General features: G+C 48.8%; 15 protein-coding genes and 1 tRNA gene. All 16 read left to right on the top strand.

Annotated features, from left to right (window positions below; all coding sequences use genetic code 11):
- Positions 1-9: 9 nt before the first annotated feature.
- Positions 10-390 (top strand): 6-carboxytetrahydropterin synthase, encoded by a 381-nt coding sequence (locus IPL17_RS17615; protein ID WP_345308397.1) that lies wholly within the window; start codon positions 10-12, stop codon positions 388-390.
- Positions 387-1,433, top strand: coding sequence for a glycosyltransferase family 4 protein (locus IPL17_RS17610; protein WP_345308396.1), 1,047 nt, complete (start codon positions 387-389; stop codon positions 1,431-1,433). The genes IPL17_RS17615 and IPL17_RS17610 overlap by 4 nt, the downstream gene beginning before the upstream one ends.
- Entirely contained in the window at positions 1,430-2,314 is an 885-nt protein-coding gene (locus tag IPL17_RS17605) for a DMT family transporter (protein ID WP_345308395.1), read from the top strand. Before IPL17_RS17610 ends, IPL17_RS17605 begins: the two co-directional genes overlap by 4 nt.
- Before the next feature lie 180 nt (positions 2,315-2,494).
- Complete coding sequence (locus IPL17_RS17600) at positions 2,495-3,751, top strand: DEAD/DEAH box helicase (protein WP_345308394.1); 1,257 nt, start codon at positions 2,495-2,497, stop codon at positions 3,749-3,751.
- 97 nt (positions 3,752-3,848) lie between these two features.
- A complete protein-coding gene (locus IPL17_RS17595) occupies positions 3,849-4,433 on the top strand; it encodes a YiiX/YebB-like N1pC/P60 family cysteine hydrolase (RefSeq protein WP_345308393.1) in 585 nt (194 codons plus the stop codon).
- Positions 4,434-4,500: 67 nt separating this feature from the next.
- A tRNA-Asp gene (locus IPL17_RS17590) sits at positions 4,501-4,574 on the top strand.
- A gap of 98 nt (positions 4,575-4,672) precedes the next feature.
- Complete coding sequence (locus IPL17_RS17585; RefSeq protein ID WP_345308392.1) at positions 4,673-4,915, top strand: helix-turn-helix domain-containing protein; 243 nt, start codon at positions 4,673-4,675, stop codon at positions 4,913-4,915.
- A gap of 299 nt (positions 4,916-5,214) precedes the next feature.
- Complete coding sequence (locus tag IPL17_RS17580; RefSeq protein WP_345308391.1) at positions 5,215-5,772, top strand: hypothetical protein; 558 nt, start codon at positions 5,215-5,217, stop codon at positions 5,770-5,772.
- A gap of 277 nt (positions 5,773-6,049) precedes the next feature.
- Positions 6,050-7,171 carry a hypothetical protein gene (locus IPL17_RS17575; protein WP_345308390.1) on the top strand — a complete coding sequence of 374 codons (1,122 nt, stop codon included), beginning with the start codon at positions 6,050-6,052 and terminating at the stop codon, positions 7,169-7,171.
- 41 nt (positions 7,172-7,212) lie between these two features.
- Entirely contained in the window at positions 7,213-7,461 is a 249-nt protein-coding gene (locus IPL17_RS17570; protein ID WP_345308389.1) for a hypothetical protein, read from the top strand.
- Positions 7,461-7,772 carry a hypothetical protein gene (locus tag IPL17_RS17565; protein WP_345308388.1) on the top strand — a complete coding sequence of 104 codons (312 nt, stop codon included), beginning with the start codon at positions 7,461-7,463 and terminating at the stop codon, positions 7,770-7,772. Before IPL17_RS17570 ends, IPL17_RS17565 begins: the two co-directional genes overlap by 1 nt.
- On the top strand, positions 7,772-8,248 hold the full coding sequence (locus IPL17_RS17560; protein WP_345308387.1) for an SH3 domain-containing protein: 477 nt from the start codon (positions 7,772-7,774) through the stop codon (positions 8,246-8,248). The genes IPL17_RS17565 and IPL17_RS17560 overlap by 1 nt, the downstream gene beginning before the upstream one ends.
- A gap of 9 nt (positions 8,249-8,257) precedes the next feature.
- Positions 8,258-8,563 (top strand): hypothetical protein, encoded by a 306-nt coding sequence (locus IPL17_RS17555; protein ID WP_345308386.1) that lies wholly within the window; start codon positions 8,258-8,260, stop codon positions 8,561-8,563.
- A complete protein-coding gene (locus IPL17_RS17550; RefSeq protein ID WP_345308385.1) occupies positions 8,560-9,312 on the top strand; it encodes a ParA family protein in 753 nt (250 codons plus the stop codon). The genes IPL17_RS17555 and IPL17_RS17550 overlap by 4 nt, the downstream gene beginning before the upstream one ends.
- A gap of 21 nt (positions 9,313-9,333) precedes the next feature.
- Positions 9,334-9,915, top strand: coding sequence for a hypothetical protein (locus IPL17_RS17545; protein WP_345308384.1), 582 nt, complete (start codon positions 9,334-9,336; stop codon positions 9,913-9,915).
- A 283-nt stretch (positions 9,916-10,198) separates the two neighbouring features.
- A complete protein-coding gene (locus IPL17_RS17540) occupies positions 10,199-12,271 on the top strand; it encodes a DnaA N-terminal domain-containing protein (RefSeq protein WP_345308383.1) in 2,073 nt (690 codons plus the stop codon).
- The last annotated feature ends 1 nt before the right edge of the window (position 12,272 follow it).

The following is a 12,272-nucleotide window of genomic DNA, read 5'->3' as shown; positions in this document are numbered from 1 at the left end:
CACGCCATCATGTACACCCTTGCTGTCCGCCGCGAATTTATAGCACGCCATTTTTTAATTGGCGGAGATTGGGGACCAGAGAACTTCCCCAACTCACATCATTACATACTTGAACTACAACTCAAGGGAGCAGAACTTGATCAACACGGTTACCTTGTGGATATCGTTGATGTGGAAAAGCATCTTGATGAGGTTGTTTGTCACTACAACGAACAAATGTTGAATGACAGACCTGAATTCGCGGGTTTAAATCCATCAATTGAGCACTTCTCACGCATCCTGGCAACGACCTTGAATGAACGCATCAACGCTAAGAACATATCCAAGCTAAAAGTGGTTCTTTGGGAACATGAAAACGCGTGGGCGGCCTTCAGCGTTAACCGCGCATGAAAATCGGCTTCATCATTTACGGTTCGATCAACACCCTCAGCGGCGGATATATGTACGACCGCAAATTGGTGGAATATTTACAGGTACAGGGCGACACCGTCGAGATCATCAGTCTCCCCTGGCGGTATTATGGTGCGCACCTTGCCGACAATCTCTCTTTTCGATTACCATCAAACTTTGATATTTTTATTCAGGATGAACTCAATCACCCATCTCTGATCAACGCAAATAGCGGCAGACACCCCTGCCCCATCATCAGCCTCGTACATCACTTAAGGTGTTCTGAACTCAGGCCCAAGTGGCAAAATGATCTGTACCGTATCGTTGAAAAAAAATACCTGCAAAGTGTTGATGGATATATTTTTAATTCCAAAACAACAATGGGGGTGGTTGATGGATTAATAAATCACGGCAAACCATCTATGGTGGCCTACCCGCCAACAGACAGATTTGGTGATGCAATCTCGGAAAAAGAAATAGAAACACGCGCTCAGAGCGAACCACTAAAAATTATTTTTCTCGGAAACATTATCGGGCGCAAGGGATTATTCACACTGCTTCAGGCCGTCAACAACCAAAAATCAAAGGTTGTAGTAAATATTGTCGGCTCGCTGACCTCTGAACCTGCCTACACAAAAAAGATTCAATCCTTCATCTCTGAAAACAATCTTTCCTCGTCAATATATCTTCATGGTCCGCTCGACAATGAACCTCTTATACAGAAGTTAAAACAAGCGCATATGTTGATCGTTCCATCCTCTTATGAAGGATTTGGCATCGTTTATCTCGAAGGGATGGGATTCGGCCTACCTGCCATCGGTACGACAGCAGGCGCGGCAGGCGAGATCATTGAAGACGGGAAAACTGGATACCTGATCAAACCAAACGATCACCAATCACTTGCAACTCACATCTCCCAGCTTGCATCAGATCGGAATCTGCTCACAAAGATATCCATCAACGCCAGAAATCGTTACACGCAACAGCCTTCATGGAGTAAGACAGCTGGGGAAATCCGGAAATTCCTCCAAAGCATGCTATGAAAAGAATTTTCGGAATCCTGTTGATCGTCATCTCCGCAGCATCCTTTGGGACACTCGCCATTTTTGGACGCTATGTTTACGACGATGGGATGAATATATACACTGTCCTCCTTTTGCGGTTTGGGATATCCGCCTCTTTCATGACCGTGATCCTGCTTCTGCGAAAGGAGCATTTCCCGCGCGGAAAGATCCTTGGACAGCTTGTCGGCATGGGTGCATTAGGATATGTCGGTCAATCCTTTATGTATCTGACCGCCATCAACTATGCATCCGCTGGATTGGTGGCGCTACTTCTATATTTGTATCCATTTTTTGTTGCCATCCTTGCGACCATATTTTTGCGCGAAAAGATCACCAGGGTAAAAATCCTTGCTCTGATCCTCGCCCTGACAGGAACGGCACTGACCGTCGGTCCTGTCAGCGGACAGCTAATAGGTGTGCTGATGGCGATCACAGCCGCATTAATCTATTCAATTTACATCATTGTCGGCACAAATGTAATGAAGCATGTCACGGCAGTCCAATCGTCGACCGTTATCTTCGCTTCAGCTGGCGCAGTGTACGGACTATTGACCCTCATCAACGGTGTCCAATTCCCCGCTAGCAGTTCAGGCTGGCTGGCCATGCTGGGTATCATCATTATCTCCACCATCATCCCCGTGGTCACATTTTTAGCGGGACTTGAACGGATCGGCCCCACCAACGCGGCAATGCTATCGACGCTGGAACCAGTTGTCACAGTGCTGCTTGCCGCCTGGCTGTTTGGCGAAAAACTATTGCCAATCGTTATGCTGGGCGGCGGGATAATTCTTGTCGCGGTGGTTTTGTTGACAAAGGCTGAGATGAGTCTACAAAAGGGTGCTTCATCACACCTTGCCTAATTTAAGGTCAGGCGCAACGCATTTCAGACAATTTTCAGTGCTATAATCTCTCTACAACCAAATTATCGAGTCCCTGATTTTAAAATCCGCTGACTCACTAGATCAGCAGTCCGCGTTGTTTTTATTTGAGCATTCGCTCACTTTCCCAACATTGATAGACTTCTGAAGAAAAGGAATATTTTGAACTTCGAACAATTCAGTCTCGATTCCCGCCTGATGCAGGGAATCAAAAAGGCGGGCTATGAAAAAGCCACGCCCATTCAGGAAGCCGCCATTCCAGCTGCCATCCGCGGGCGTGACATCATCGGTACCGCACAAACAGGCACAGGCAAGACCGCCGCGTTCGTCCTTCCTATTTTGAACAAACTACTTGAAGGTCCGCGCCATGTTTCGCGCGCGTTAATTGTCACCCCCACACGCGAACTGGCTGAACAGATCCACGATGTTGTGAAGGAACTGTCAGCTGGGACCAAGCTCCGCAGCGCAACCATTTACGGCGGCGTCGGACCCGCACCCCAGGTCAAGGCACTGCGTGAAGGCGCAGAGATCCTGATCGTCTGCCCGGGTCGTTTTCTAGACCTCGTCAACCAGGGTCAAGCTCGTTTGGATAAAATCGAAATCCTCGTACTCGATGAAGCTGACCGCATGTTTGATATGGGTTTCCTACCCGATGTAAAGCGCATCATCAAAGTTCTACCGACCACCCGACAGACCATGTTGTTCTCGGCGACCTTCCCAGGCGAAGTTGAATTCCTTGCGACTAGCACGCTCAAGAATCCACAAAAGATCGCGATGGGTATCAGTCGCCCGGCCCATACCGTGACGCACGCGCTCTATCCCGTGCCATCGCACTTGAAGTCACAATTACTATTAGCGCTACTAAAGAAAACAGACACCAACTCTGTATTGATCTTTGCGCGCACAAAATATCGCGCGCAAAAAGTAGCGCAGCAAATTGAACGCGCCGGACACAAAGTTACCAGCTTACATGGTGACCGCTCACAGGGACAACGACAATCTGCGCTCAAGGGTTTTAAAGATGGAACGCATCAGATCATGGTCGCGACCGATATTGCCGCGCGCGGTTTGGATGTTGAGAGTATTTCACACGTGATCAATTACGATATGCCTGACACCGCAGATGCATACATTCATCGCATCGGACGCACGGGCCGCGCGCAACGTACAGGTGATGCGTTCACATTAGTCACGCACGAAGATAACGACATGATCCGAATTTTGGAACGCATCATGGGAAGTCCGCTTAAGCGAGAGACGCTGGAAGACTTCGACTATACGGCCCCCGCCCCGCCAAAAACAGATTCCGGTGCAAGAGGCAGGGGCGCACCCCGGGAAGACTCGCGTCGCCCGCCGCGCCCCGCTCCCACGCCAAAGAGTTATGGCAGGAATCGACTCGCGCCACGAAAAACCAGATAAGTTTTAGACTAGAAAGATAGAAATCCGTCTCATCAGAGGCGGGTTTTATTTTTGAAACGTTTGAGATATTTTCCCGTATAATGAGTACGAATTAATTATGATCTACACATTTGAAATCGAAGGCTTGGTCGTACAAACAGGCGACATTATCTGCACCAGTAACGGGAAACCCGACATCCTACCGGGCGAATTCTGGCGTCTGGTGGGTCGCCTTGTTCCAGGTGATGTAGACCATGTAATGATGTATGTTGGTCCAGAGGGACGCTGTGTCGAAGCTGGTTCACGCGGAGTAATTACATTCGATGTGCCTGATTCAATATGGGATGCCGAACGCATGGCCCGTCAACGCGGATTATTGTTTGACACTTTTTACGGCATCGCCTCCCCGCTAGAGGGACAAGGTCTCACGGAAAACGAGGAAGCTGAAATGCGTACGACAGTCGCAAGTTATTGTCTTGCACAAGTAGGCAAACCCTACAACCTAAATTTCCTCAATGCAGAAACTGAAGATACTTTTTATTGCAGTCAACTGATTTACAAAGCCTATCAACAAGTTGGGATTGATCTAAACACAGGGTTGTCTATTGAGCAATTACCTGGAACAAACTCAATTGTCTATCCACAAGAGATATGGGGTGAGTGTATGCACAGACGGGCAAATGGCAAGCGGGAACTATCATAAGATTGCTCAAGGTTTTTTATTGACACGACCTTACCCCCATGGTAAACTATCGCCCGCTCAGTTAGTTGGTCCCGTGGTGTAGCGGCCTAACATGCGGCCCTGTCAAGGCCGAGATCGCGGGTTCGAATCCCGTCGGGACCGCAGTGCGTAACATTTTGACAAAGTGGCAAAAAGCCGACTTTTGATGAGAAAAATCATCGGAAGTCGGCTTTTTGTATTCCGGCTTCAGGAGGACATTTATGTCAGTCGGAAAATCAGATTCAGATCAAGAAAAACTTTTCAGCATTGAGCTCCTAACCATTCAGCAAGTCGCCGATTGGGCGAAAGTGAGTACCAAAACCATATACCGCTGGATCGAGACGGGACAAATCCCAGTGGTAAAGTTTGGAAATCGTACATACCGCATCCCCGCAGGCGCAGTCATTGCACAACTTCGGCAAGCCGGATATGACCATTTGATGGAGCCAAAGACTCGTGGATAATTTTTTCACGAGTCTCTATATGCGCTTCGCATTGACCTACCATCTTATAAGAAATGTTTCAGCTGAATCATTTTTTAATGCGGCGACAAAGACATGCCAACAAGAATTCCAACAAACAACATAAAACTTGCAGTTACAGAACTCCCCTCCCCTATTCCAGGAAGGGTTATCGACATTCCAATTTCCCTCTGGCCTGAATACCAGCGCTTTCACAATCTGAAAGTGATCGGAAAAAAGAATGACGTGATCCTGGTGCTTCCATTGTTGGAGGAAACGCATGAAAGCAGAAAAGTGGAATCATGCTGAACATAATCTCAACGCTGCTCACCTTCGTCTTCAACGCCATCAAGTATTTATTGGAATTTCTTGCGATCGTCATTCTGGGAATAGTGGGTGCAATCCTGTATTCCGTACCCTGGTTGTTGCGAATTGTGGCGTTGCTGCTCTGGTTGGGCGGTGACTACTTGGGCATCACCAGCATCCAGACAATCTACTCCCCCATCTCACCCGCTATTCCAGTGATTGCCCTGCAGTTTGCGGTCATCCTGTTGTCAGTTGGCTGGTTGCTCTTCGTTCTGAACAAAAACACTAGATTGGTTTGGGGTGGTATGGCCGCGGGCGGACTTTTCATTGGCAGCGCATCCATCGGATCCATCTGGCTGCTGGCTCACTGGCAATTTGCCGATCTATTCTTTCGAGTCCTGCCTCCTGCCCTGTTTTCGGTTCTTTTGATCTACGAAACGATTCGCATGCGTTCAATTCGCCGCAATGGAAATATGAAGCTTGAGAGTGGTATTGATGAACCAGATGAAATCGTGTCAGACTTGCTTGAAATCAATCCTGTAGCTATTCAATAAAAAATGACCGACGTGCGTCGGATAACAAAATCTAATTGGAGGTATGCGAATGAAAATGTTGGACCTTGTGCTTGTGGCGGTCATTTTTTGTATTGATGCAGCATGGTTGTTATGGAAACGAGATGCGGAAGATACCGTTCCAGGTTCCAAAACCGTCACCAGAAAAGAGACTCTTAAAAATCAAATAAGAAGCGATGATGATTTCCCCACAACTTGGAGGTATGAATGTTCCCGAAAATCCGAATCAATTTCTTTCAAAAACTTTTGGAGGTAAACCATGAGTAACACAAGTACCCTGACTGACGAACTCACCGGCAAGGTTGGAATACAAACCGATCACGGTGGTATTGGCATCGGCGATCTGATTGTTCTTCTTCTTGACGCAGTGCTATTGGTCTACACCGCCTGGCGCAGCTATGACTTCCTCACTACCACTGTCCCGACTGGCTTTGAAATTCTTGCATTGGTCGGTCTATGGGGGTTGGACATTGGAGCTATTGCCTGGTCGCTGGTATGGATCTTTGGCTCATCCACAAAATATCAGGACTGGACTTCGATGACTTTCTTCATCATCGACCTGGCAGGCGTGATCCTGACCTCGATCACCGACTCCCTGATGTACGGCGCGAAAGATGGCGCAATGACCGGTGTTCTGTCAGGCGTTGCCACGGTCGCCATCCCTCTGGTCGTGGTCTCAAACGTGGTAGCAGGATTTATCTATCACATGACATCACCTGAGACCAAAGCCCGTCGAGGAGAGCGCAAAGCAGACGCCCTGCACAGAGAGAAGATGAGCGAAATCACTGCAATGGAGCGCGATTTGTTGTACGCAGAGTCCTATCTTCTGGCAAAACAGGACACGCTCGACAAGGCAGTCCTGCTGGCCGAAATCAAGAAATCACAGGATGCTGTTGAGAAATCCACACGTGATAGTTTGCGTGACCAGATCGGCATTCGCAATGCGGCCAGTACTGGTGGCGGCATTAGCAGCAACATTGAAGAGATGAGGGCTCGTTTGGCGGAGATGGCTAAGAAAGTTATCGAACCTCAATTTGACGAACAGCCGGTCACTTCTGATTCATCTCAAACAGCCAGTGTGCCGCAAGCGACGATCATCCCTTCATTACTGGTTCCGCCTGCTTTTGCAAATAGTGAGCTGATCCGCTTCACATCCAAAATTGATTGCGTCCTGAACTGGCAGGCGATCAATACCGGCGATGAGTTGGTCGCAAAAAAGAATGCTGACCGATATGACATTGGCAAGCCCAATGCACATTTTGCTTTTGCAAATGTGAGTGAAGAAGATTTCAATACTCTGCGTGATGGGCAATTGAATATGCCTGAGCCATTGTTAGTGAAAGGAAACGGTTTTAACAAGACGGAACTGGACCCTACCTAAGCCGGACAGCGAAACGCTCCTTTGAACTGAACCTGGATGGGATGCGGCGGATTGTACGCCCGGGGGCAATCCAGGTTCAGCGGCGGGGAGTCAGCCGCCTGCCCCACCTGTCTGAGGCGCTGGCTCTTGTGCTCGGAGCGTTGGCAACGCTCAATCGCTCGTCCGGCGTGCAGACCATCAACATGGAAATGAATGGAAAACCGGTCGCTCTGGCCATGATCGAAGGCGCTCTGTTTGGCGAAGATACTGAAGGCAACACCACTCTCGACGAAATTACTGATGGTAAATGATGGCGAAAAATATAGATCAAACCTATTACAACTTTCTGACAGGCGCATGGGTACTTCCATATGATTGGCAGGAGAAGATCAGAAAAGGCGACTACTACGAGATCGTGACGGAAAATCTGCCGGTAATCTATGGCGTGGTACTCGAAGCCTCACATAAAAATGGGTACTTTCGGGTGCGGGCATACAGCGCATGGTGTCTTAATGGACAGGAAGGAACCATGTGTGTTGTGGAGCCAACCCGAATTTTAACCAGACAGGAATTTGAGTATGCAAGGTTCCAACGTTGGAAAGTTGAAGAAGTGGAAGCCTGATGACTACACGAAAAAAACTTGAAGAAATTCTCGCAGCCCAGCGTGTTCAAAGAGCACATTCCCCTGCCAATCTGCTCCGCAAAAGAGGCAGAGATCTGTTTGGTGCGCTGGCGGTCATAGTGATCCTTATCGCGAGCGGAGCAGCGATGTTCTTTGCAGTGCAAATGACCACTCCCAAAACGATTGCAACAGCAGTCTCTTCACCATCAGCGTCTCCAGCGCCGAGTGCAACCTATACGACCATCATGGCGACCCCTGTTGCCATGATGGTCTGTACCGACATCCCCAACGGACGACTGCATGTGCGCTTTGCAGCAGGTGAAGGCAGTGAAGTGCGCGGGTATTTGGCTGAAGGTGAAACAGTCCAGCTTTTGCTTGAATCTAATAACCAAATGATCCAAGCTGAACTATGGCAGCGCATCTCGGTCCCCATTGCAGGCTGGGTCAATGCTCGATATCTATGTAATTCGGAGTAAGGATAAATAATGAACAATCACTTAACTGCCCTACACCTTCTTATAAAAAACGACTTGTATCGCTTTGATCCGAAATCATGCCGCAACGCAAACGTTAGTGTCATGGAAGCAAGACTATTGCGCTGGCTCTTCTTGGATGAACATAGCAACACAGATGTCATCAATAACTTTGGCAGAGGGATTCCATACAAACTACTCAAACAAGGTTTTGTGGAAAACTCACTGGATGATTCTGAAGATTCTCAGACGAATACCTGGAAGCTAAGCGCTGATGGACTGGAATTATTGAAAACAATTACAGGAATGAAATCATGAGCATAAATATCGTAACCCCAAACGGAAAAGGCGGGGTCGGAAAAACAACTAGCGCTTCCTCCCTCGCGCATGGACTGGCGTTGCGTAACCGCCGCGTCCTGCTGGTAGATTTTGATCCACAAGGACAATGCGCGACCGCACTGGGTATCAATCAGGAGCCTGGTGTATTCAACGCGCTCGTCAACTCCCACTCAGACATTCACCAGTGGATCCGCGATACGGGACGTACTGGCTTGGATTTACTACCCGGTGACCGCTCGACTGCTACGGCACAGATCGTGATCAACGCCGAGAACCGCACGATCAACTCGATCCGTATATTGTTCAAGCAGCTGGGAAAAGAATATGACTACATCATCTTCGATACAGCTCCCTCCGTTGGCGGTATCCAGGAACGCGCCATTTATGCCTCAGACCTGGTTTTGATCCCGACTGCGACTGAGTTCCTGTCAATGAACGGTCTGGCGCAGATGACAGAAGTACTCAACAGCCTTCGCGATCAGCATTCTTGGCCCGGCAAGCTGGCTGGCATCTTGCCTACTTTTTATGATGAGCAAACTAGTGAAAGCAGCAAGTCATTGGCTGAGCTAAAAGCCAACTTTGGCGAAAACGTTCTATCCCCCATTCATCGCGCAACGATTCTGCGTGAATGTGCTGCCGAAGGCAAGACCATCTTCGAGATGGATCCCGCCAGCCGCGCTTCACGTGAGTATGAAGAACTGAGTCGCATTGTTGTGAAGCTATCGTAATCACAGGAGAGAGGAAAAATCATGTCTCGACAGGATGCATTTGCTCATCTAAAAAAGAACCCGCAGGAGCCCGTCAATATCATTCCACAAGCGCGGACACAAAAGCGGGACAATCGCGCCTGGGATAGAGCGCACCGCGGGATGTCATATCGCATTCCATCCTCCCTTCATGTACAAGCAAAAGATATACGAGCCACCATTCTCGGCCTGGCTCATCAACACATGACAAGCTCTTCAAGCGTTGCCAATGCTCTGATGGGTTTTTCATTGGCGCATGTACGTCAAGGTAAGTTGGTAATCGAAGCCCGCCCAAACGCCAATCGCAGAAAAATGACTTTGACATGGGCAGAGTCCAGTGAATGGCCGCAGGAAATTCAACCTGCGAAACACACGATCAAAATGGGCAATTCAGAAATTGTACTAACGTATCGTTGGGGAAAGGATGTGGGTATGCAGATCAAGGCGCTTGCTGGAACGGAAGTCTCCGTTGGGGAAGTGGTTGTGTTCCTCTTGAGCTACGCAGTTGAAGCCCACAAGCAGGGGCACTTAAGACTAAAAGAAGAGGCCTTTGTTGTGTCGCAAAAAGTGAGTCCAACATGGTAGCCCAAAATTCACCTCACCTATTCCTCACGAAAGCACACAAGTTTTTTGATATTAACAAAGTGTGTAAGCGACATCGCTTACTTGTCGTATACACCACGCTTACACACGCATACACAGTCGCTTATGCCAGCGCTTACATAGGCTCAATATAAAGCAATACCAGCCGCCCTTATTTCTTTATAGGTCACTTGGGTCATTCTGAAAAAGTCGCCCGTCCTGAGCCTTCCTGGGCGTTTTTCAAAATTCGCTATAAAAATATTTTCGTTCCAAATAACAGGTACACATGAACATCGAAGAAACATGGAAATCCGTTCTTGAACAACTTCAAACCGACATGCCGCGTGCATCCTTTGAGACCTGGGTGCGCGATACCAAAGCCTTGTCCTATTCAGACGGTGTGCTAACCATTGCCGTGCGCAATGCGTATGCGCGTGACTGGTTGGAGAGCCGCATTGTGAGCACGGTCAATCGTTTGTTGGTTGGAATTCTCAATGAGAACGTGCATGTGGATTTTGTAGTTGCGCAGGATGATTTTTCTGTTGAAGTTGAAACCAATGATAGCTCTCTGGATGAAGAACAAATTCACGATGATGAGGCTGTGGATATTTCCCCCGCTGATTATGACTCGGCATACGAACAGGTCGTTCGCCCGGATCGAGCCGTGTATCTGCCCGGTTATTTTCGCCGCTGGCTTAGAGGCATTGGTCCCGATCTGGGATGGATGTATGTCAGTTTTCGTCAGGCCGCATATCTCGCAGGCGCTCGGTCAGGAATCAAGTCCAGCCGTTTCTCCGGGAAACAGCTTGCATCCATGAGCGGCATTTCGGAGCGCACATATTGGAACCGCGTCAATAACCCTGCTACTTGGGAAAAACTTTCCGGGCTGGTCAAGATCATTGAAGGCGGCGATGAATGGGTCAAAGGATCAACGCCCAGACGCCTGCCTCGGCGCTACACGATTGCCATGACCATGCCGTTGACGCCGGTCGATACAAGCTCACTGCGTCTTTGGATCGCTGCCCATATCCAGGAGCATGGCGAAGCAGAAGGTGTTTTGCGCGCGGCGGCAACAACTGCACTGGATGAATTGATCCCGATGGATGCACAACCGAAAGACACAGATCGGCCATTGACTGTACGCGCATTACTGCGAGAACTATTCAAGGACGCTCTGGCAGACGGGTTGTTGGATAGTCTAGCCTCTGCGCTTCAAGCCCACATAATGCCGCAGAATGATCTGATCGTGATCTCGCTCTTTTTTATTCAGCATGTCCTGCCGCATTTGGATGCAGGACCGGGTTGGATGTTGATCCTCCTGCGAGATATGTGCTTTGAAAACCCTCAAAACGGCGAGGTGCGTAATCGAGTGAGGGTCAAAGGCGGGTATGCCGAGGTTGCTGGCTGGTTGGGGATGTCACGTCCAAGAACTGTATGGGATTGGTTCAACCAGAAGAACGCAACAAAACATAGCGAGCCTGGAATGTTTAGAAATCCGGTTGTTCGTGTTTTCATGCGCGAAGTGGCTGGTCCAAAGAGCGAGGACTTTGCCAGATCAGCACGCACGTTTGATGTATTGCTCGAAGACCTGCCTCACGAAATCTTGGAGGCGGCATTGACCGACAACCTCGCAGGGTTGACTGCTGTTGGTCGTGACGCTACTTTCACAATTGGCATGACGCCCCTTGCACACCATCGTGACGCTACTTTCACAATCGTCGTGACGCCATTTGCACACTATCTTGACGCTACTTTCATGATCGTCTTGACGCTGCTTGCACACCAACGTGACGCGACTTGCATAGTTAAAAGCTCTTTAACTCTTAAACCAAACCCTTTAACTCTTAAACCCTTAACTCTTAATCCCCAACCGTCTCAGGAAGCCGAAATTGAATCAACGCCTGCCTTGCCAAAGACAGGCAAGGGCGGACGGGTGGGGAATATGGCTTTTTGGGATTTTGATTTTTTGATGAGTAACAATTCGGTCAACCCCGGCAGCAAAGTAAATCTTCTCAAAGCCAACAAGAAATTTGGACGCAGTATTGCAAGTCTTTCCGCAGGTTTTGTCTCCTGGCTCCTATACGCTTACTCCCCCGCGGGCTCTAAAATCTCCGACCCGATCGGATTGGCTGTCAAACGTCTGTGCGTGAACGTGAATGCCGGTGCAGGCGGTGAATTTAATCGCCTTGCAAAGTTGAGCCCATTCGTGTTGAAAACACTTTTTGATACAGATCTGGCTGGAGTGGATCATGGTGAAAATCTGGAGGCAGGAATCTACATGCTGAATTTCCACGATCTGCAAGCTATCCACAAGCAAGAACTGTATCGCCGTTTGTTTGGCGATCTTGAGGACGAGTAAT

The sequence above is a fragment of the Candidatus Villigracilis saccharophilus genome (genome assembly GCF_016711665.1).
Note: the sequence above shows the minus strand (reverse complement) of the source record. Positions and strands in the feature narration are given on the sequence as shown.